Origin of the sequence: Cysteiniphilum sp. JM-1 (assembly GCF_008711525.1) — a bacterium.
Lineage (GTDB): Bacteria > Pseudomonadota > Gammaproteobacteria > Francisellales > Francisellaceae > Caedibacter.
This window is the reverse complement of the sequence record NZ_VXKS01000009.1, coordinates 1-23,552: the sequence shown is the minus strand read 5'-3', so window position 1 is coordinate 23,552 and position 23,552 is coordinate 1. Positions and strand designations below refer to the sequence as shown.

At 39.6% G+C, this 23,552-nt stretch carries 13 protein-coding genes; 9 read left to right on the top strand and 4 right to left on the bottom strand.

Translation table 11 applies throughout. The features are described from left to right. The first annotated feature begins 148 nt into the window (after positions 1 to 148). Positions 149 to 1,135 carry a HaeIII family restriction endonuclease gene (locus F3D68_RS05530; RefSeq protein WP_151193455.1) on the top strand — a complete coding sequence of 329 codons (987 nt, stop codon included), beginning with the start codon at positions 149 to 151 and terminating at the stop codon, positions 1,133 to 1,135. Beyond that, positions 1,122 to 2,117, top strand: a complete 996-nt coding sequence (locus F3D68_RS05525; RefSeq protein WP_151193454.1) for a DNA cytosine methyltransferase — start codon at positions 1,122 to 1,124, stop codon at positions 2,115 to 2,117. The genes F3D68_RS05530 and F3D68_RS05525 overlap by 14 nt, the downstream gene beginning before the upstream one ends. A 7-nt stretch (positions 2,118 to 2,124) precedes the next feature. Here the strand turns inward: F3D68_RS05525 and topA are convergent, their stop codons facing one another. The 3 genes from topA to F3D68_RS05510 form a co-directional block, all read right to left on the bottom strand. Beyond that, entirely contained in the window at positions 2,125 to 4,434 is a 2,310-nt protein-coding gene (gene topA, locus F3D68_RS05520) for a type I DNA topoisomerase (protein WP_151193453.1), read from the bottom strand. 117 nt (positions 4,435 to 4,551) lie between these two features. After that, positions 4,552 to 7,887: a beta-ketoacyl-ACP synthase 3 gene (locus F3D68_RS05515; protein ID WP_151193452.1), complete on the bottom strand. Its 3,336-nt coding sequence runs from the start codon at positions 7,885 to 7,887 to the stop codon at positions 4,552 to 4,554. Positions 7,888 to 8,194: 307 nt separating this feature from the next. Continuing rightward, entirely contained in the window at positions 8,195 to 9,079 is an 885-nt protein-coding gene (locus tag F3D68_RS05510) for a LysR family transcriptional regulator (RefSeq protein ID WP_151193451.1), read from the bottom strand. 262 nt (positions 9,080 to 9,341) lie between these two features. Between F3D68_RS05510 and F3D68_RS05505 the strand changes: the two genes are divergently transcribed. The 3 genes from F3D68_RS05505 to F3D68_RS05495 all read left to right on the top strand — a co-directional run bounded on the left by F3D68_RS05505 (position 9,342) and on the right by F3D68_RS05495 (position 13,929). After that, complete coding sequence (locus F3D68_RS05505) at positions 9,342 to 10,622, top strand: MFS transporter (protein WP_151193450.1); 1,281 nt, start codon at positions 9,342 to 9,344, stop codon at positions 10,620 to 10,622. Positions 10,623 to 10,797: 175 nt separating this feature from the next. Next, positions 10,798 to 12,516: an ABC transporter permease gene (locus tag F3D68_RS05500; RefSeq protein WP_411954918.1), complete on the top strand. Its 1,719-nt coding sequence runs from the start codon at positions 10,798 to 10,800 to the stop codon at positions 12,514 to 12,516. Between the two features lie 78 nt (positions 12,517 to 12,594). Next, positions 12,595 to 13,929 carry an AAA-associated domain-containing protein gene (locus F3D68_RS05495; protein WP_151193448.1) on the top strand — a complete coding sequence of 445 codons (1,335 nt, stop codon included), beginning with the start codon at positions 12,595 to 12,597 and terminating at the stop codon, positions 13,927 to 13,929. 1 nt (position 13,930) lies between these two features. On the opposite strand, the gene F3D68_RS05490 is transcribed toward F3D68_RS05495, so the two are convergent. After that, positions 13,931 to 15,259: an NCS2 family permease gene (locus F3D68_RS05490; RefSeq protein WP_224728249.1), complete on the bottom strand. Its 1,329-nt coding sequence runs from the start codon at positions 15,257 to 15,259 to the stop codon at positions 13,931 to 13,933. Positions 15,260 to 15,430: 171 nt separating this feature from the next. Between F3D68_RS05490 and F3D68_RS05485 the strand changes: the two genes are divergently transcribed. The 4 genes from F3D68_RS05485 to F3D68_RS05470 all read left to right on the top strand — a co-directional run bounded on the left by F3D68_RS05485 (position 15,431) and on the right by F3D68_RS05470 (position 23,546). Next, a complete protein-coding gene (locus F3D68_RS05485; protein ID WP_191092716.1) occupies positions 15,431 to 20,269 on the top strand; it encodes an NAD-glutamate dehydrogenase in 4,839 nt (1,612 codons plus the stop codon). A 295-nt stretch (positions 20,270 to 20,564) separates the two neighbouring features. Next, entirely contained in the window at positions 20,565 to 21,980 is a 1,416-nt protein-coding gene (gene hldE, locus F3D68_RS05480; RefSeq protein WP_151193446.1) for a bifunctional D-glycero-beta-D-manno-heptose-7-phosphate kinase/D-glycero-beta-D-manno-heptose 1-phosphate adenylyltransferase HldE, read from the top strand. A gap of 47 nt (positions 21,981 to 22,027) precedes the next feature. Then, positions 22,028 to 22,744: a ribonuclease PH gene (gene rph / locus F3D68_RS05475; protein WP_151193445.1), complete on the top strand. Its 717-nt coding sequence runs from the start codon at positions 22,028 to 22,030 to the stop codon at positions 22,742 to 22,744. Positions 22,745 to 22,826: 82 nt separating this feature from the next. Then, on the top strand, positions 22,827 to 23,546 hold the full coding sequence (locus F3D68_RS05470) for a LysR family transcriptional regulator (protein ID WP_191092715.1): 720 nt from the start codon (positions 22,827 to 22,829) through the stop codon (positions 23,544 to 23,546). Positions 23,547 to 23,552 lie beyond the last annotated feature (6 nt).

Genomic DNA, 23,552 nt, shown 5'->3' with positions numbered 1-23,552 from the left:
ATCAGAAAAGGGAAACAAGGTGAACGCAAATCCTTGCTAATTTTTGGCTTTCGTGTTGAATCAAAATAATCCTTATGATCAGAAATAAATTTTGTTAGAATGCTTTGCCTTAGAATAGGCTGTAATTAACCTCGCTTAAGGAGGGATAATGTCAAAACAAATGATGACTGGAAAAGCATTTGAATATGCACTTTTAAAAGAGTTTAAAGAAAAGCTGCACAATCATACAACCATCGAGGTGATTGAAAATAGTTCATTTTTTGTGGCGCAAGCGTGTTTTGATAAATTACTCCCAAATGAACAAAGCAGGTATTTACTAACGTCAAGTTTTGCAGTTAATTTTTTGATGGATATTGAACCAAGATTAGCTAATGATTTTGGTAAAGAAGATGTTCTTCAGTTGGAGATTCTTTCAGATCAGCTTGGTCAAGGTGGTGATGTGAGAGATGTTTTAATTGTAAGGTTGTTACAAAAATGGGAGATAGGAATTTCAGCTAAGAATAACCATCATGCAGTTAAACACTCAAGACTATCAAATAAGCTAGATTTTGGCGAGAAATGGCTAAATATGAAGTCGTCAGAAAAGTATTTTGAAAATATATATCCCATTTTCAGTAGGCTGAAAAAAATTAAGGAAGAAAGCCAAGGAATAAAAAAGTGGAGTGAAATTGGCGATTATCATGAGGAGGTATACAAACCAATATTGATTGCATTTAAACATGAGTTAATTGATCTATATAATCAGTCCCCATCAACTGTCCCAATTAATTTACTTGCCTATTTGGTCGGTAGACACGATTTTTATAAAGTCATTCAAAACAGAAAAGGTGTTGAAATACAGGCTTATAATCTTTATGGAACACTAAATTTATCATTCAGAAGCATTGCACCTAAATTTCAAACGCCTCTAGTAAAAGCACCAACGAAAATATTAGATCTTTCATTTAAAAGTGGTAGCAAAAATACGTTAATTTTATCTATGGATAATGATTGGAAAATTTCATTCAGAATTCATAATGCAAGCTCAAAAGTAGAGCCATCATTAAAGTTTGATATTCAACTTTTAAGTTCGCCAAAAACCTTATTTAAAAATAAATTAAGTATCCAAAGCAAGGGTGAAAATGAAAATAGTTAGCTTGTTTTCTGGTGCAGGGGGGCTAGATCTTGGTTTTAAAAAAGCTGGCTTTAGTTGTATATGGGCAAATGAATATGACAAATCAATTTGGAAAACCTACGAAGATAATCATAAAAACACCTTTTTGGACAGGCGCAGTATAACGGCTGTTTCAGTAGCTGATGTTCCTGATTGTGACGGTATTATTGGCGGTCCGCCTTGCCAAAGCTGGAGCGAGGCAGGAGCATTAAGAGGGATTGATGATAAAAGAGGGCAATTATTCTTCGACTTCATTAGGATTTTGGACGCAAAGAAGCCTTTATTCTTTTTGGCTGAGAATGTTTCTGGAATGCTTTTACCAAGGCATAGAGAAGCATTGTTAAATATTCAGCAGATGTTTCAGGAATGTGGATATGTGTTATCATTTGGCTTATTAAATGCTTGTGATTTTAATGTTCCTCAAGACCGTAAACGAGTTTTTTTTATTGGATATCGAAAAGATCTAGGACTTAAATTTGATTTTAAAAGAGTTACTCCATTTGAGCCTAAACCCATATTAAAAGATGCAATTTATGATTTGAAAGATAATGCAATGCCTGCAATAAATAAAGTTTATACAAATGCAGCATTATGCACTGTGGCAAATCATGAATATATGACAGGTGGGTTTTCAAGCATCTACATGTCGAGAAATCGAGTACGCAGTTGGGAGGAACAATCGTTTACTATTCAAGCAGGAGGGCGGCATGCTCCAATTCATCCCCAAGCGCCTAAGATGCAGTTTATTGAACAAGATAAAAGAATTTTTGTCCCTGGCAAAGAGGCATTATATAGAAGATTAAGTGTGCGTGAGTGTGCACGGATACAAACGTTTGATGATGGTTTCAAGTTTCATTATGAAAACCTAACTGATGGTTACAAAATGATTGGTAATGCAGTGCCAGTAAATCTTGCTTATGCACTTGCTTGTGCGATAAAACAAGATTTGCACCAAAGCGAATAACCTAAATCTATTCTGTCTCTGACTGATTTAAATTAACCACATAATCACACTCTTCATTAGGGCAAACTTTTTGCTCGCCATCTTTTTTGGTAGTCTTATGCAAAAGGATTGGTGAATGACATTTTGGGCATTCCTCGGCAATTGGTGGATACCAGAATGAGTTTTTGCACTTAGGGAAACCAGCGCAAGCGTAGAATACCTTTCCTTTGCGAGATTTTTTCTCAACAAAGTTGTTTTTCTTGCATTTTGGACATTCAATGCCGGTATCTTTTGGTTTTTCTAATGGCTCCATATGTTTGCATTTTGGATAATTAGAACAACCAATAAATTTACCATAGCGACCTTGTTTGATTAAAAGATCTGATTCACATGCTGGACATTTGCGATCTGCGACGACCTCAGGCTCTACTTTTTCTTGAGGCTCTTCACCATCTTTGGCAATCGCGCGTGTATAGGTACAAGCTGGATAATTCGTACAACCGATAAAGCGACCACTGCGCCCTAAACGAATAGAAAGCTTGTGCCCACACTCAGGGCAGTCTTCATCCATTTCTTCATGTGTTACATCACTTTTTTTGACTGTTGCATCAATCTCGGTAATTTGCTTGATAAATGGCTGCCAGAATTTCTCTAACACCGGCACCCACTCGATCTTGCCATCGGCAATATTATCTAACTCATCTTCAAGCTTCGCCGTAAAAGTGTACTCGACATAGCGATAGAAATAATCGGTTAAAAAACTATTAACAATGCGACCAACATCGGTTGGTTTAAAACGCTTTTTCTCTAATAGCGCATAATCACGCTGCTGTAACGTTGAAATGATCGTTGCGTAAGTTGATGGGCGACCAATACCGTATTCTTCAAGCGCTTTTACAAGAGATGCTTCTGTGTAGCGTGGTGGAGGCTCAGTAAAGTGCTGTTTACCGATAATATCAAGCACCGGCACTTTCTCACCTTCTTTGAACTCAGGCAGGATTAAGCCCTCACTATCATCGCTTGCTGCATCTTCATCCTTGGCTTCTTGATACACTGCTAAGAAACCAGGTTTAGCAACGACTGATCCCGTTGCTTTAAAAGTATGTGCTTTATTTTCAGTAATAAAGTCAATCGCAACAGTATCCATTAATGCATGAATCATCTGGCAGGCTACGGTACGCTTCCAAATCAGATCATATAGTTTAAATTGATCATTGGATAGAAATGCTCTGACATCTTCAGGTTTACGATAAGCTGAAGTAGGGCGGATTGCCTCATGTGCTTCTTGGGCATTTTGATTTTTGGTTTTATAAATTCGCGCACTTGTTGGCAGGTGATCCTGACCATATTCCTTGACAATAAAGTCACGTAATTCATTTAAAGCATCTTGTGAAAGGTTCGTTGAGTCAGTACGCATATAAGTAATCAAACCAACAGCGCCTTCGCTACCAATCTCAATACCTTCATATAGTTGCTGTGCTAACATCATCGTTTTCTTGGTGGTAAATCCAAGTTTACGCACGGCATCTTGCTGAAGTGTTGAGGTGATAAAAGGTGGCAGTGGATTGCGACGCTTTTGTTTCTTTTCAATGCCATGAACGATTAACTCGCCATTGGCATCTTTTTTGATGATATCAAGTGCATTTGTCGCATCGTTTTCATTGGTGAAGCTAAATTGCTCACACTTTTGATTATTAAAAATAGAGAGTTTTGCCATGAATTTTTTGCGCTTTTTAAGCTCAGCAGTGATGCTCCAATACTCTTTAGATTCAAATGCTTCAATCTCAAGCTCGCGCTCAACAATCATTCTAAGCGCTGGACTTTGCACGCGTCCGGCTGAAAGTCCGCGACGAACTTTTTTCCAAAGTAAAGGGGACAGTTTAAAGCCCACCAGAAAATCCAAAGCGCGTCGCGCCTGTTGCGCATTAACAAGATCCATTGCCAACTCACGTGGATTAGCAACGGCGGCATTCACCGCCGATTTGGTAATCTCATTAAAAGCGATGCGATGCACAGGTTTATCTTTAATGAGTTTAGCGTCATTTAAAAGCTCATAAATATGCCAGGAAATTGCTTCGCCCTCGCGATCCGGATCCGTTGCCAGATAAATTTCATCAGCGGATTTAGCAGCCTTTTTAATGGCATCAATATGACGTTTATTGCGTTCAATCAATTGGTATTTCATTTTAAAATGATCTTCAACATTGACTGAAGACTCTTTGGGTTCAAGGTCACGAACATGTCCATAAGAGGCAAGAATTTCAAAATCATTGCCTAAGTATTTTTTTATTGTCTTGGATTTTGCAGGTGACTCAACAATTACAAGGTTTTTTGCCATGGTTTTTTCTTAATTTCTTAAATCGTATTTTGTATTTTTGTTGTTTTATGGGCTGAAAGTTAATGCTCAGACTCATAAGCTTAAAATTAATCTAACGAGTTAGCTGCGACTTGCCAACTATTTTGTGCGTAAAAGTGCAGCAGCTGCGGTAAAACCAGAGCCAAACGCGCATAATGCGACGGTTTTATCAGGCGCTTGAGCGTCTAATGTTTCGCCCAAAGCAATTGGAATAGTACACGATGAGGTATTACCAAAACGTGCAATATTGCTATAAAGCGTGCCTGGATGCATTTTCAAGCGCTTCTCAACTGCATTGGAAATACGTTGATTTGCCTGATGTGGGATGACTAAATCAACCGTGTTTAAGGCAATATTTGCTTGCTGGCAGCACTTATGCATAATCATTGACATGGTTTTAACTGCAAAAGTAAAAAGCTTTTTACCTTGTAGTTGTGTGAATTTTGACTCATCGGTTGGAATATTAAGTACATCACCATTCTCAGCAATCGCCGTTAATGAAATCTCATCAATAATAGCTTTAGAATCCGCTTGATGCTGATCACCATTGATAATCGTCGCAGTTGCTGCATCACCAAATAAAAATGCCGTATCAAAGTCTTTTTGATCCATGCGTTTGGTCATATACTCGGCACTAATTAATAACACACGTTTATTCGGACGTGTTTGCAAGTAGTCACGCGCACTTTGTAAACCATATAAATAACCGCTACATGCCGCATTGATATCATAAGCAGGCACATTATGTTCACCATAAGTTTGATAAAGTCTCTCTAATATTAAGCAAGCCATAGAGGGCGAGATATATTGATCAGGCGTCGTAGTGGTACAAATCAGCATATCGATATCTGAGAGTTTGATATTGCCTCGAGTTAAAGCATCTTTGGCAACGTCAGTTGCTAGATCAACGATATTTTCATGATCAGCAAGCCAGAAACGTGATTCAATTCCGGTGCGATCAATAATATCGCGTGAGGTGTGCTCAGGGAAATTTTGTAAAAGCTCATCATTGGTTACCAGTCTTGAACCTGTTCTGAATGACGGCGTGCTAATGCCTACTGGATAAATGCTATGTTGCTTATTTTGCTTGGCAATTTCTTGTTGAATTTTGCGCGTTAAAATAGGGCGCTTTTGGATTTTTTGCTTATCTTGAGCCCCAGCTGGGAGGCGTAGTTTTAATAAGTTCTCGCCAACGGTTGCACGCTGTGATTCTTCGACATAAATCTCTTCAATTGTGCCATTACTTGGCGATAGAATCTCACCGGCTGATTTACTGGCCTCAAGATCAACTAGTTTATCACCGACCTTAATTTCATCACCGACTTTAACGTGTAACTCGGTAATAAGAACACTTTCGTCAGATGGGCTCGCACCAATGACTTCAACATTGTAAAATCCTGCATCATTGCGGTTTTTGATCTCCCACTCAAGAGATAAGTCAAGTAACTCTGCAGCTCCTATTAAAATACGCTCATAAGAAGGTAAAACTTCCATTTGATTGTCAAAATTGCAGGGCACATAAGTATCAGCGCGTGTTATACGCTTGACTCTAACAGCTCTTTTAGCATGTTCAACCACTGAGGCAATCAGATCACCGCCAACACCACAGGTATGATTATCTTCGTGTGTGACGATTAAGTGCCCGGTTTTTTCCACTGAGGCAAGCACCGTTGCAAGGTCATATGGTTTAATGGTGCGTAAATCAATAATCTCGCTATCAATGCCAACCGTTTCTAAGGTTTCAGCGGCTTCTTGACATAATGAAACGGTGTTTCCCCAACCAACAAACGTAATATCAGAACCCGCTTTAACAATACGTGCTTTACCAACAGGGATGATCTGTTTTTCTACATCCGTTGATGTGGTATCAGCGATACTGGCATTATTAAGTAATTTTTTAGGATATAAGAAAACACTAGGGCGATTAGACTCAAAAGCAGCATTAAGCATACCTGCGGCATCTGCCGCGTTTGATGGCATATAGACATCAATGCCAGGGATGTGAGCAAAAGTGCCTTCATTAGTTTGTGCATGAAAGGGACCTAAGCCTGGACGATAGCCGCCACAAGCAGCAAAGACGATGACAGGACATTCCCAATCACCATTTGAGCGCCAATACATGGTAGCAAGCTCGGTAAACAGTAAGTTATACGCCGGTGGCATAAAATCAGCAAATTGAATAAAGGCAACAGGGCGTTTGCCGGTTAATGCCATACCGATTGACACACCCATAATGGTTGCCTCAGCTAAAGGACTATTAACGACACGTCCTGGGAATTGGGTTGATAAGCCTTTGGTTACACCAAAAACATCACCTTTGTCATCTTCAATATCTTCACCTAATAAACACACACGATCATCATTTAATAAACGCTGGCGAAATACCTCGCGCATAGCAGCCCCCATACCAAGGCGTGTTTCTTGTGAGAAGTCGCCACGATATTCAGGTGCAGTGGGTAATAAATGCTCCGGTAAGGGCGCTTCAGCATCAAAAGAAGCTTTAGGTGTCGTGCCTTTTAAGGCAAGCTCCATCGCTTCTCTAATCGCCTGTGATGTCTTTGCTTCAATCTCTTGTAGGAAGCTTTCTTTGACACCGGCATTTAATAAAAATTGACGACTTAACAAAACAGGATCATTGTGTGCAATGTTAGTTAACTCATCACGACTGCGATAGATTCTATGATCATCTGCATTACTATGACTATTTAAGCGCTCCACTTTAAAGACAATAATATGTGGTGCACGATTTTGACGCATATCACTAATAATTTTTCCAACTTTTTCATGCGAGGCAAATGGATTAGTGCCATCGATATAAGTAATTGGAATGTCATAAAACTCATTAGGTTGTGAGTGATCAGGTAATGAGAAAAAGGTATTACCCTTGGTTTGCGTGGAAATCGCATAATCATTATCCTGCACAACAAATAGTACAGGTAACGTGCGGCGTTTCGCCTCAGCAAAAGCTTCTAATACTTCACCTTGCTGTGTCGTACCATCGCCCATGCCACAGTAAACAATTGGGCTATCTACATCATCTTTAACACTTTGTGCAATCCCAACAGCGGGCAAAGCCTGATTGCCAACAGGCGTGATAATGCTGACAATGTTGAGTTTGCGTTCACTGACACCAATCACCATTTGGCGACCATTGGAAGCACTTTCAGCTTTACACAAAGAGCTGTAGAAAAACATTTTTGCTTCCATGCCTCTGGCGTGCATTAAAGGCTTATCACGATAATGGCAATGTAACCAATCTTGAGGTTTTAAGTATTCCGCAAAAATAGCCGCGCCCTCATGACCTTTGGATGAGGCTAGGAAGTTGGCAGTGCCACTATTAACCATCTCGGCTTCGGTATTATCAATTTGACGGATGCTATACATTTTTTGATAGCAGTTAATTAGCATATCTAAGTTCGCAGTTGTTGCGTTCATTAAAGTTTGTTCCTTAAAAAAAGTATCCACAATATTGATGATCTGGATTTTAGTGTGGTAAATATTGGTAAAGTTCGCCCTTAATGTCAAATATAAATCACGCAAATGTCAAAAAAGCAGCGAGAAATAGGGCTGTGACCATATTCCTGACCACTTTGATTGTGTAAGCGTTGGCTGAGCGTCAGTTGAAGCCTCTATGAAGTGTGATTTTCGCAAGATTACCCACTTCGACTGATGCTCAGTGCACCGCTTCGGCTTGCGCTCAGGGTACGGTGAACGCTTGTGGATGAATAAAGCACTTGAACCGCTATAAGCTGTATTTTTTTAAGAGTGCTTGCATCACTTCTTTACAGACCTGACGTACCCAGCGATTTTTTTTGTCATGTTTCAAGCGTTCAGGATACGATAGCTTAAAGGGAAGCCCTGGTAAATCAAAAGGCAGTGGTAAATGTTTTTTGTCAAAGACGCGTGCCAATATCGTTGAAGCAGTCATGACATATTTATCTTGTAAGAGCTCGGTGGCTGCGCGCAGACTACTGATTTGTAAACATAGATTACGTGGGTCAGGATGCCCTAAAATATCCAAGAGTAATTGATTGCTACTACCTTGGGAAAAAACGATATGAGGAAGTTGTAAATACTCATCGTAAGAAATAGATTTTTTAGCATCATCAAAAAAAGAATCAAACATCAAAACACCTGTCTCATAGCTATAAATTTCGTCATTAAATCCTTCAATATGCGTGGGAATGCCAATGACGGCATCGACATTTTTAAGGGTTTGATCGTGGGCTTGTAGTGAAGTATAAGACAGGGTGGTAATACTTATTTTATGTTGGTTATTATATTTTAAAAAAGCATCGATAAGTGCTTTGGTGCTTGTTTCAGAAACCGCTTCGGTGATCTGTAGTTGAATATGCGTCGGTGTCGTGTAGGGGTCAAAATCGTGAGCTGGCATTAAACTTAGCATTTCATCGGTGATTCTAATAATTGGATTCACCATATCCTCAGCTTTAGGCGTTAATTTCATCTTATTGCCGTCGCGGATTAAAATGTCATCTTTAAACATGCCTCTTAACTTGCCTAAGCGCATGGTAATTGCAGGTTGTGATACATTCATTAATTTAGCAGTTACACTAATATTCTTTTCAATGAGAAGATGCCGCAAAATCATTAAATCACTGCTATCCATTGTAATCACCTTAAACGTCTTTGTTACGCATTTTTTGTTCTATAAATAGACAATAGCAAAATAATTCTATAAGTCCATTTTATAACCTATTTATAATGAACATCTACGAAACGGTCGTTTTATCAAAGTTCACACCGATAGCGGCATATAATTAAAGCATTATAAAATGCAGTGAAAGATCTAAAAAAGATATAAAAATTATATTGAGCATATAAACGATCTGTTTTAAGCTGAAACTCAAGGAACCAAGGAAAATATAAAGTTGGAAAAAGAAAAAATGTCTGAGTATAAGCCAGCTAGATTTGCGATGTTGTTTGCACCGATTTTGAGTATGTGTATCCTAACGATCGGCAATACTTTCTATACGACCTATACCACACTTGAACTTGAGCGGATGGGGCAGAGTAATTTTGTTGTCGGTTTGATTTCAGCAGCTTATTTCACTGGGATGGTGTTAGGCTCATATTTTACCCAACGACTTATTTTGCGCATTGGTTATATTCGCGCCTATGCACTATTTGCGACATTAATGGCAGCAGGTGCGATGTCTCAAGGTATCTTTTATGATGTGAATGTCTGGGCGGCAGCGCGTTTTATCTGTGGCTATGCGCTAGCGGGATTATTTATCGTTGTTGAAGCATGGTGCTTGGAAGGCGCTGGCAGCAAACATAAAGGATTGGTGTTATCGATTTATCTTTTTATCTATTATTTTGTGCAGGCATCAGGACAGTTTTTATTAAATATTCCCTTTGAGACGGTGCTATTAGCATTTTGTGTTATTTCAATTTTGGCAACCCTATCGATTATTCCTGTTTGTTTGACACGCTTTGAAACGCCAAAACAAGAGCATGTTGAGCTCTTGTCACCTTTTGTATTGTTTAGAAAAGCGCCACTTGGCATCTGGACGGCGATGACCGCAGGCATGATTTTAGGGAGTATTTACACCATTTATCCATTGTTTCTGAAACAAACTGATGTGCCTGTGCATACGATTTCTTATATGATGTTTGCCATTATTATTGGTGGCATGTTGCTGCAGCTACCGATTGGCAAAATATCGGATGTTATTGATCGGCGATTGGTATTGTTAGTCATGCTCATAGGCTCTGTGGTGGTTTCAATCCTTATTTGTGTCTTGCATGGAAGTTTTTGGCAGTTAGCTATTTTCTCCTTTTTATTAGGGGGGCTTACTTTTACCTTTTATCCATTATCGATTAGTCACTCGAGTGATTATCTAGATGCCGATCAACTGGTGGGTATTGTGGGTATCTTGGCGCTATCTTATGGTATTGGCTCTATGGTGGGACCATTGTTAACGACGTGGTTTATGTCTATTTTTGGTCCCTATGGCTTCTTTACTTTTGTCGGCTTTATCTGCTTCTTATTAGGTGTTTATACTTTATGGCGCTTGCGTGCACGTGAGGCGCCTAAGGATGATGAAAAAGTGGCTTTCCAAACAGTGGTTGCCGAAGCATCTATTGCGACAGAAGCCGTGGTCGAGCAGCAGTTAATCGAAGAAAAAGAAAGTAATGATCATAAATAGGGGATATCAAAAAACCAAATATCCTACTGTTTCCTTTGCTAAGCGCTTCAGGTAGAATCTCATGCCATGATAGAAGGCTAAACTTGCGACAATGAAAAAATCATTCTACAACATTCCTGCTACACGGCTTCTGCCCAGTAAGTGGGATCTTTTCTCTTTATTTTTTGTGCTTTCAATGGTGTTTGTTGTTGCTTGGGTGTGTAGCTCACTAGGTGGTAGTGTTGATTATCGTAATCTTACTAGCGTGACACAATATGAGCATATTTCGATGGATTTGTGGAATCTACCAAGATATGCAGCTGATACGACGGTGAGGATGTTTATCGCATTATTTTGTTCATTTGTCTTTAGCTTTGTTATCGGTGCGTGGGCAGCTAAAAGCAAACGTGCTGAGAGCGTGATTATCCCGATTATTGATATATTTCAATCGATTCCGATTTTGGGCTTTTTAGCCATTACCATTACGGGTTTTTTAGCTATTTTTCCGTATTCGTTATGGGGAGCGCAATTGGCAGTGATTTTTGGACTTTTTACCGCGCAAGCCTGGAATATGATGTTAAGTTTTTATCAATCACTTAAAACGATCCCTAAAGAATTACGTGAAGCAGCTGATATGTATCAATTATCAGGTTGGCAGCGTTTTTGGAAGCTTGAAGTACCATTTTCAATGCCTGGGCTTATCTGGAATACGATGATGTCGATGTCAGCCAGTTGGTTTATGATTGTCGCATCTGAAAGCATTGTTGTTAATTTTTCAGCGACAACGTCAGCGGCTATTAATTTACCGGGGATAGGTACTTTTATCGATCAGGCAAATAATGAAAGAAATTTCACAGCAGTTATTGCTGCCATTGTCGTCATGCTTGTTGTGATTGTGCTTTATGATCAACTTATCTTTCGCCCAATTGTTAAATGGTCTGAGAAGTTTGTCGTTAGTGATATGCAGCAAGAAACAGGTTCAAACTCATGGTTTTTAACGCTATTACAACGCTCAACGATTTTGCAAAGCTTTAGTCATTTTATGGCAGTGCAAGCCAATCGACTGGTGAATATCTCCTATCTTAAAAAAGATCTAAGTAAAAACTATAATCAAATCGAGCATCAAAAAAATGAGCGTGAAAACTCGCGATTACAAGCTGCTATTTGGCAGCTGTGTGTGGCATTAAGTGTTGCCTTGTTTTTATATTTATCTTGGCAATTTATCTATGGCAATAAAGAGGATCCCATCACCTTTGCGGAGACTGCTAAAGTCTTTGGCTATGGCGCATTAACCGCAGTGAGGGTTTTTGTGCTTATTATATTAGCTTCAATTATCTGGGTGCCCATTGGGATTTGGATTGGTCTAAGACCAAAAGTTGCTGAGAAAGTGCAGCCTTACGCACAGATTTTTGCCGCTTTCCCTGTGAATGTGCTTTATGGATTATTTGGTACCGTTGTTATCGCGTTTAATTTAAATTTTAATATCTGGTGTATCTTGCTTATGGCATTAGGTACGCAGTGGTATATCTTATTTAATGTGATTGCAGGTGCCTCTGCCATCCCTTATGAGTTAAAAATGGCAGCTAAAAACATGCAATTAAAAGGCATGGTTAAATGGTTTAAGTTTTTATTTCCTGCTGTGATGCCGTTTTATGTCACAGGTGCGATTACTGCCGCCGGTGGTGCTTGGAATGCTAGTATTGTCTGTGAGTATATCAACTGGGGCAAAGACTCGGTGATCATGGCTTCAGGCATTGGTGCTTATATTTCTAAGCAGTATAATGCGCCAGGCGATCACACTGCCAATATTGCATTGGGTGTCGTTGTGATGTGTATTTTAGTCGTACTAACGAATAAGCTGTTTTGGCGCAGATTGTATAACTATGCTGAGAAACGTTTCAGCATGAATATGTAACTGTTAAATATTAGCAAGTTTCAGAATTTGAAAACGTAAAAATTTATGATTAAAAAATAAAAATGGTGGATCATTGTGATGACAACTGAAGCAATCAGTAAGGTAAAACCAACCACAAATAAAATTATATTAAATGTAGATAAAGTCTCTAAAGCATTTAAAAAGGCAGATCGTCAAGATTTGGTCGTATTGGATCATGTTGATTTTTCGATGAAAGAGGGTGAGATTGTCGCACTTTTGGGTAAATCAGGTTCGGGTAAATCAACCCTTCTTAGGATTATTGCCGGATTGACCGCACCGACAACAGGTGAGGTGGTATATCGCGAGAAAAAAGTCTCAGGTCCTGTGCCGGATATTTCGATGGTTTTTCAAAGCTTTGCACTCATGCCGTGGCTTACTGTGTTACAAAATGTAGAGCTAGGGCTTGAAGCACGCAATATCAACGCCAAAGAGCGCAAGGAAAAAGCGCTCAAAGCGATTGATATGATTGGTTTGGATGGATTTGAAAATGCGTATCCTAAAGAGCTTTCAGGTGGAATGCGCCAGCGTGTTGGTTTTGCACGAGCTTTAGTTTTACAGCCTGATCTGTTGTTGATGGATGAACCATTTTCAGCGCTTGATGTGCTAACGGCTGAAAACTTACGTGAGGATTTACTTGAGCTGTGGGAAAAAAATGATGCGATGAAGGGCATTTTATATGTCACACATAATATTGAAGAAGCCGTATTAACCGCGGATAGAATCATTATTTTTGGTAGTAATCCTGGCTTTATTCGTGGTGAGTTAAAGGTTGATTTAGCGCATCCTAGAAACTCAAATGACGAAGCGGTTGAAGATCTCATTGACGAAGTTTATCGGATGATGACAACAGCAGAAACGCGTGAGTTAACAGAGCGCATGAATAAACGCAAAGCACTGAATATCGGTTATCGCTTGCCAGATGCTGAAGTTTCTGAATTAACAGGTCTTTTAACCGAGATGGATGATCTTCAAGCTAAAGGCTCAATTGACTTACCAGACTTGGCAGATCATGTGCGTTTGGATATTGATGATTTATTCCCGATTATTGAAACGCTGTCTGTATTGCATCTAGCGAGTGTTTCCGATGGGGATATCACGATGACGGCTTTAGGTAAGCAGTTTATGAATGCCGACATTGAAGAGCGTAAAGTCATATTCTCTAAATTGTTAGTGCAGCATATCCCATTAGCGCGTCATGTGGTCAAAGTGCTAAAAGAGCGTCCAAATAAAAAAGCGCCTGAATCACGCTTCTTATCAGAGCTTGAGGATTATTTAAGTGATGATGAAGCAGCACGCGTATTTAATACTTTTATTGGTTGGGCGCGTTATGCTGAAATTATTGAGTATGATGCAGCACTTGGTGTATTAAATCTGGATGAGACGAATACTTAGTTTAGATCACTTTTAAGGAGTTAAGCATAATTAAAAAACAACAGAAGGTCATAATTACCGGCATGGGTGTTAGTTGTTTGCGATCTTGAATAAGAACAATCACAAACCAGCTAACCATGCCCCAAACAATACCTTCTGATATTGATAAGGTCAATGGCATGAGAATAATTGTCATAAAAGCAGGAATCGCTTGCGTTAAATTATCCCAATGAATTTGCTTAACTGAACACAGCATAAAGCTGCCGACAATCACAAGTGCTGGTGCGACAACAAAAATCGGCACCATCATCACTAAAGGTGCTAAGAATAGGAATGGCAAAAATAATAAGCCAACAACGACAGCGACTAATCCGGTGCGCCCGCCAACAGAAATACCTGTGATCGATTCAACATAAACAGAGGTTGGTGAGCTGCCAAAAAGACCAGAAGAGGCTGAAGCAAATGAATCTACAATCAGTGATTTTTTAATGCGAATTGGTTGACCATCTTTATCAAACCAGTTGGATGCTTGTGCTAAGCCAATTAACGTTCCTGTGCTATCAAAAATATTAATAAATAAGAAAGTGAAAACTGCTGGAATAATAGCAATCTTAAAGCTACCCAACCAATCAATTGAGAAAAATAGTGAAAAATCAGGTAGTGAGAAGATATGATCAGGTGTGTGCATGATAATGTGATCACCAAAGAAACGTCCCACAGGAAAAGAGATAACACACCCTAAAATGATCATAAGTAAAATGGCTGCTTTAAAGCGGTATGCTAAGAAGATAATAAGTGCAAAAAAACAGATTAAGAAAATTAAGGTTTCAGCGGTTAATGGCGCGATTTCCAATAAACCTGATGGGGCTTGATGGATAAAGCCTGCGTTATAAAAACCAACCAAGGCGATAAATATGCCAATGCCTGCGCCAATGCCGTGCTTCACGCCATCAGGGATGCCTGCAAGAATTTTGGTGCGGATATTAAAAAGTGCCAAAAGGGCAAAGATAACTCCAGACCAGAATACAGCGCCTAACGCTACCTGCCAGGGGATTCCCCATGCTTTAACAATAGTGTAGGTGAAAAAGACGTTCATACCCATGGCAGGCGCTAGCGCGTAAGGGTTTCTTGCGTAAACGCCCATGGCAATAGAGGCAAAGGCTGAGATGATGACAGTACTTGTTACCAATGCATTCTCAGGCATGCCTGATTGAGAGAGAATCTTGGCATTAACAACGATAATATAAAGCATTGCTAAGAATGTCGTGACACCAGCGATAAGCTCAGTGCGCAGTGTGGTGTTATATTTAGTGAACTCAAAATAACGGCGTAAAAAATGTAAAAAATTCATAGTGGATTAAAGCTTGGTTCCCAAGCGCGCTATTGTAGCATGAAATAAAAAACATGCTATGACACGAATAGGTAAAAAAACTTTATTTTAGGCAGAACTTACTGTTGAGGGACAGGCAAAACTGGCTTATCATGCATGCGTATTTTGTCAAAACAAAACAGTAGGTTAAAAATGCACTACAACGAGAGAACGCAAGCGGTTATTCAGAAGTTAACAAGCATGTTCAATGAGAAATTTTCGTCACAGGATGCCTCAATACTCGAATCTCTATTAAAAGCTTATGTACGCGTGATATCAGAAGATGAACTTCATCAGCGTGAGCTATTAGATTTATATGGTTCGATTATTTCTTTTTGGAAATTTATCTACAAAAACCCCGAAGGAAAAGCACTGATTCGCGCATATAATCCGGTATATGAACAAAATGGCTGGGTATCACGTCATACCGTTATCGAGCTAAGTTGTCAGGATTCCCCTTTTATTGTTGATACGTTAATGATGTTGATGTCATCGATGGGGCTTGGTATTCATTTTATGATGAATATTGGTGGTATTGATTTAAAGCGTGATGCTAAAGGCAATCTTATCTCATTAGCTGACCGCATGACAGATGATAAAAATGCTACGAGCAAAGATAAGACGTGTTTAGTGATTATGGAAGTGGATCGCCAGACAGATGATAAAAATGCGCTTAAGGCGATTGAGCAAAAGATTGCTGAAAATTATAAAAAACTGCAGGCGGTTGTTCGTGATTTTGAGCCAATGAAGGCAGAGTTGCAAACGATGATCAAAGAGGTGCATCAGCCTAAAGATAAAGTTGCACAAAACTATTATGAAGAAGCGATCGACTTTTTAGAGTTCTTAAAAAAAGATCATTTTATCTTTTTGGGTTATTGTGCATTTAATGCCACAACGGTAAGAGGTGAAAAGGCATTTGTCGCTGAGAAATCCTCGGCATTAGGCTTGTTCTCAGTTAATGATGATTATATTACGGCGTTAAATGATATCTATGAGAAGAATCTAAATATCAATAAAAATGTCGATGCCATCTTAACAGTTGCGAAATCCGATGAGATTTCTCCAATTCACCGTCCTGCGTATATGGATATTATCTCAGTGGCGATTTATAATAAAAAAGGTGAAATCACTGGTTATAAGCGCTTACTGGGTTTATATACATCAACAGCATACCACTCATCACCACAACACATTCCTTTTTTGCGTTTGCGTAAAGAAATGGTGTTAAAGCAATCGGGCTTTAGACAGTTTGGTCATGCTTATAAGGCGTTAAGTAATATTATCGATACCTATCCGCGTGATGAGTTATTTTTAAGCTCGGATGAAGAGTTATTTAACATAGCCCTTGGCATTTACCATATTCGTGAGCGTCAAGTCATGAAGTTGTTTGTGCGCAAAGATCAATTTAGCCGTTATTATTTCTGTATGTTATACATGCCAAGAGATCGTTATAACTCAGAAGTCAGAGAGCGTGTTGAGCGCATATTATTAAAAACATTGAACGGTCAACGTATCACTTTTAAAACAAACTTCTTAGAAAGTGTATTATGTCGCATTGATTTTACGGTTTATCTTGATGGCAACAAGCCAGTAGATCATGTTGATTTAGAATTATTGGAAGATAAAATCAAGAATGTTGAGCGCCAGTGGAGTGATTATCTATTTGATGATTTAATTGAAGAATTTGGCGAGAACAAAGGTCGATCTTATGCCCAAGAATATGCGCATGCCTTTTCTTCTGCTTACAAAGATGACTATATCCCACGCAAAGCAGTTTCGGATATCCTGCATTTTGAACAGGCACGCAAAAATCGCCTATCGATGAGTCTATATCAGGTACTTGAAGAATCTGGTGATCGTTTACACTTCAAATTATTCTTAAAAGATCAGGCAGTACAGTTAAGTCAGGTGATGCCGATTTTAGAAAACTTTGGTTTATCCGTTGCTGAAGAGCGTCCTTATAAAGTTAAACCTAAATCAGGTGGCTTTGTCTGGTTGTCTGATTTTGCTTTATTGACCAGTAAGCCAGTTGAAATTGCTGAAGTAACCGATAAGTTAAAAGAAGCATTTGTAGTTACTTGGGCAGGCGTTGCTGAAAATGATCGATTTAATTCACTCATTGTTTATGCGGGTCTAAATTGGCGTGAAGTGGCGATTGTGCGCGCTTATACGCGTTATATGACACAAATTGGTGTGCGCTTTAGTCAACAATATATCGAAGATACGTATATCGAATATGCCGAGATTATCCGTCTGATGGTGTTATTATTTGATGCTCGCTTTAACCCTATTTATGAAGCAAAAGAGCGTGAGATCATAACAAAAGATGTTCGCGAGATATTGAGCGCAAAACTCATTAACGTTGCAAGTCTTGATCAAGATAAGCTATTACGTCGTTTACAAGAGGTAATTGAAGCAACACAAAGAACGAACTTTTATCAAAAAGATGCGCATAATCAGCATAAGGAATACATCTCATTTAAGTTAATTCCATCAAAAATTTCTGAAATGCCAAAACCTGTGCCAATGTTTGAGATTTTCATGTATTCACCACGTGTTGAAGGGGTTCACTTGCGTGGTGCTAAAGTCGCGCGTGGTGGACTACGATGGTCAGATAGAAAAGAAGATTATCGCACCGAAGTATTAGGCTTGGTTAAAGCGCAGCAAGTTAAAAATGCGGTTATTGTGCCATTGGGTGCAAAAGGTGGCTTTTTACCAAAAAGATTGCCAATTCTAGAAGGGCGCGAAGCGGTGATGGAAGAAGCAATTAGCTGCTATCGCATGTTTATCAGCTCATTGCTAGATATTACCGATAACATTAAAAATAATGAAATCATTAAGCCGCAACATGTCATCTGCTATGATGAGGATGATCCGTATTTAGTGGTTGCGGCAGATAAAGGTACGGCCACCTTCTCTGATATCGCCAATAGTGTGGCTGCAGAGTACGATTTCTGGTTAGGGGATGCCTTTGCTTCAGGTGGTTCTAATGGTTATGATCACAAGAAGATGGGTATTACTGCTCGCGGTGCTTGGGAGTCGGTGAAACGTCATTTCAGAGAAAGAGGTAAAGATACCCAAACTGAGGACTTTACAGTCGTTGGTATTGGAGACATGGCAGGTGATGTATTTGGTAATGGTATGCTATTATCCAAGCATATTCGCTTAGTGGGTGCCTTTAACCATATGCATATCTTTATTGACCCAAATCCAGATGCGGCTTCAAGCTATAAAGAAAGAAAACGCATGTTTGATTTACCGCGTTCAAGCTGGGAAGATTACAACCAAAAGCTTATCTCACAAGGTGGTGGTATATTTAGCCGTCAATCTAAGAGCATTCAATTAAGTCCTGAAATGAAAGCACTGCTAAAAACAGATGCGGTCAGTCTCGAACCAAACAAACTCATTCAGTTATTATTGAAAGCAGATTATGAATTATTGTGGAATGGTGGCATTGGTACTTATGTCAAAGCGCATACCGAAAGCAATGAAGCCGTTGGTGATCGCGCCAATGATCCAGTGCGCATAAATGGGCGTGATTTAAACTGCTTGGTGGTTGGTGAAGGCGGTAACTTAGGTTGCACACAGTTAGGGCGTATTGAATATGCCTTAAAAGGTGGCTCGATCAACACTGATGCGATTGATAATGCTGCGGGTGTTGACTGTTCAGATCATGAAGTAAACATCAAAATTTTACTGAATATGGCGATTGAAAACGGTGAGTTATCTGAAAGTAGCCGCAATAAATTATTGGCTGAAATGTCTGATGATGTCGCGCATTTGGTGCTGCAAAATAACTACGGTCAAAACCGCACGATTGCTAATGAACTGCAATCACAAGAGCGCTATTTTGTTGAATCATATGCACGCTTGATGCGTGAACTTGAGCGCAAAATGCAACTTGATCGTGAGGTTGAGTATTTACCAACAGATAAGATGCTGCAATCACGTGCATTGTCAGGCAAAAGCTTAACAGCGCCTGAGTTCTCTGTGATTATGGCGTATACCAAAACGATGATTAAGCAGCAGATTTTGAAATCTGACTTACCAGATGACCCACACTTTAACTTTTTCTTATTGTGGGAGTTCCCAACGGTGCTACGTGAAAAATATGCTGATTTAATGCAAGGGCATAAGCTAAAACGTGAGATTATTGCCACACAGATCACCAATGCCGTTACGTTGCATATGGGGGTCACCTTTATTCAACGTCTGTATGATGAAACAGGGGCGTCAGTTGCTGATATTATCAAAGCGTTTATTGCTGTGGTTGAGATCTTCTCTTTGGATAAACTATGGCAAAAAGTTGAAAAATTAAGTGGGCAAGTAAGCGCTGAAAGCATTCAGAAATGCTTACAGATCTTATTTAGATTTGTGCGTCGCAATTGCCGTTGGATTTTACGCAATGAGCCTAAAGGTTTTCCAATCGCTGAGGTGATTGCGAAGTATCGTCACACGGCACCTAGTGCGTTAAAAGTCTTCCCAAGATTGCTAATTTCATCAGAAAAGCAAAAGATTGAGGATAAAGCGACGGCTTTAATTGATGCAGGTGTGCCAAAAACAATTGTTGATCAGGTGTTATCATTTAAGATGGCAACATCCGTGATGGATTTAGCGCATAGTATAGAGATCTCAAAGGATAGTAAGTCATTTGAAAAGATTGCTATATTGCTTAATCAAAAGCTATGGTTATCTTGGTTTAGAAGTTGTATTAATCACTTAGGTGGTAAGCAATCGTACTGGGGTACGTTATCAACATCGGCCTTACGTGATGATCTGGATAAAATGCAATACCGTTTGGTCAGACGTGTGATTGAATTTACCAAAGATATCGAAGATGTCAATGGCAAAGTAGAGCACTGGTTGAGTACCAACAGCAGTTATTTAGCACGTTGGAATGGGCTTATCGAAGATATGCGTACGGATGAGCCAAACTTTGAATCAGTCAATATTGCTTTTAGAAGCTTAAGCGATTTGGCGCGCTCGCATTAACCTTTATGCTTGATAGTGATAAACACTATCAAGCCTTATATTCTCTAGCTAAGACTAAATATTCAGCCACAAGTGCTCACCGTACCCTGAGCGTAAGTCGAAGGGTAATCACACTTCATAGCGGCTTCGACTTACGCTCAGCCAACGCTTACACAATCAAAGTGAGCAGGAATATGGTCATAGCCTATTCTCTCTAATATTTATCTTACAAATAGCACTAACGACAAACTGTAATTTTATTAGGCTTTAGTGTAGTATTGTGCCTATTCTTATGAGGGCTTAATTAAGACAGACAATGCAAAGCAATTTACAAAAAGCACGCGTTTTAGTTGTAGGTGATGTGATGTTAGATCGCTATTACTACGGTTCAACAGAACGTATCTCACCTGAAGCACCGGTTCCTGTGGTACATGTTAAGAATATCCAAGATCGTGCAGGAGGTGCCGGTAACGTCGCTTTAAATATTACCTCCCTAGCAGGAGAAGCTGGAATTTGTGCGATGGTTGGGCAGGATGAGCCAGCGCACATACTAAAAAACTTTTTAGCGGATCAATCAATTCGTAGTCATTTGATTGAAACACATTTACCAACGATTACAAAGTTGCGTGTCCTATCGCAAAAACAGCAACTATTGCGTCTTGATTTTGAAGAAGGTTTTGCACAAGTTGATGACGGTGTGCTTTTCAACAATGTTGTGGCAGTACTTCAACACTATAATGTAATGGTATTGTCAGATTATGGTAAGGGGACATTGCACGATGTGCAAAAACTCATAAAGCTTGCGAATAAGCAGCAGGTTGCAACGTTAGTTGATCCTAAGGGGAATGACTTTAGTATTTATCAAGGTGCGACTTTAATAACACCTAATCGCAAGGAATTTGAAGCGGTTGTTGGTAAGTGCCACACTGAAGATGAGCTAATTGCGAAAGCGCATCAATTAATAGCGAACTGTCATTTAGGTGGACTATTAATTACTCGTAGCGAAGAAGGCATGACGTTGGTGTTAAAAAACGGTGAGGTAACCACGATTCCTACCGTTGCCAAAGAAGTCTTTGATGTTACCGGTGCCGGTGACACCGTCATTGCAGTGATGGCAATGGCGATTTCATGTGGCTATGACTATATCTCAGCGATGCGTCTGGCGAATGCGGCGGCAGGCGTTGTCGTTGGTAAAGTCGGCACAGCAACATTAAATGCTCAAGAGTTGCATGATTCACTTCATGCACAAGCGAGTGTACACAAAGGAATTTTAAGTCAAACCGAGCTTAAAAAAGCAATGAGTGAAGTTCATCTTCAAGGTGAGAAAGTCGTTATGACCAATGGCTGCTTTGACATTTTGCATGCCGGACACGTTGAGTATTTGCAAAAAGCGCGTGCTTTGGGTGATCGATTGATTGTCGCTGTCAATACCGATGAGTCGGTTAAGCGCTTAAAGGGTGACTCTCGACCATACGTCAATTTGCAATCGCGGATGGAAGTGCTTGCGGCATTAGGTTGTGTCGATTGGGTGGTAGCTTTTGAAGAAGATACCCCTAAGCGGATTATCAGTGAGCTGTTGCCGGATATTTTGGTTAAGGGTGCAGATTATGAAATCGCACAAATTGCAGGAGCCAAAGAGGTATTAGCCGCAGGTGGCGAGGTTAAGACCATCACCTTAAAGCCTAGTCACTCGAGTACGTCGATTATTGAGAAAATAAAGAATCAAAAGTAGAAACTTATACCTTGTTACAACACCCCAAAGAATAAAAGGAAAAAACAATGCGTCCAAGTCAACGCCAAACCAATGAAATGAGAGAATTAACGGTAATTCATCAATTTACCAAGCATGCAGAAGGTTCTGTGTTAGTGTCTTTTGGTGATACCAAAGTATTATGTAATGCCTCAGTGCTAAAAGAAGTGCCTAAGTTTCTAAAAGATGCCAATCAAGGTTGGCTAACGGCTGAATATGGTATGCTGCCGCGTTCCACCCACTCCAGAATGGATAGGGAAGCTGCCAGAGGTAAACAATCAGGCAGAACGCAAGAAATCCAACGTTTAATCGGTCGTGCGCTACGTGCTGCAGTTAACTTGAATGAGTTTCCAGGAATTACCATAAAGGTAGATTGTGATGTCTTGCAGGCTGATGGTGGCACAAGAACGGCTGCGATTACTGGAGCAAGCCTTGCAATTGAAGATGCAGTGAAATATATGCAAGCAAATGGACTTGTTAAAGAAGATGCCAAACCGATTCAGGCGCATGTTGCTGCTATTTCTGTTGGCGTCTATAAAGAAACCCCTGTGCTTGATTTAGACTATGCTGAAGATTCAGATGCTGATACGGATATGAATATTGTGATGACGCATGATGGTGGCATTATTGAGATTCAGGGAACAGCTGAAGGCACACCTTTTTCAGAGGAGGATTTTGCGCAAATGCTTGCTTTAGGTAAAAAAGGGATTAATGAGATTTTCAAGCAAACGCGTAACCTACCGTAAGGGCGTATTGCATACGCCCATAAATTATGCAAAACCTGTAGGGGCATGTTGCATACGCCCTAAAAATATTGGAGTAAAAACCATGATTCGCCTAAGCCCTTTACTACAAGCCTTTTTAAGTGTTGAGAAAAATAAAACGGTACATGCTGCCGCGGAGACTCTTTTTTTGACGCAAACTGCGGTAACGCAAAGAATAAAGCAGCTTGAGGAGAAACTTGGCGCGTCACTTTTTATCCGCTCACGTAAGGGCATGCAATTGACAGAAGAAGGGCAAGTACTGCTTAGATATTGCCATGATATGCAAAACTTAGAAAACAGCTATTTGCATAGCTTAAACATGAGCGAAAGTGACAATATTATTGCTTTGAAACTGGTATCTTCCTCGACATTAATGAAAACACGGATTGTTAAAGTAGTGACAACCATTGCTAAATTATACCCGCAACTAAGACTACATTTGCAAATTCAAGATATTGAAGCGCGACATGAGTTGTTAAAAACAGGGCAAGTTGATCTAGCGATTGTTAATAATAAGCAAATTTCAAAAGAGATGTGCACTAAGGTGCTATCTCCAGAGCGTTATGTCTTTATTGTGCCTAAAATATGGGCAAAACGCTCGATTAAAGAGATTGTACTTAATGAAAACATTATCGACTTTGATAGTAGTGATGACATTACCTTTTCCTATTCCCAAGTTGGTAAATTTTTGATTACAAAGCATTCAAATCGAACTTTTTTTGCAATTTCATGCCCTTCAAATCCTTATTCCTACGTTCATTTTATGTCAAAATCACTTTTGTAGTGCCAT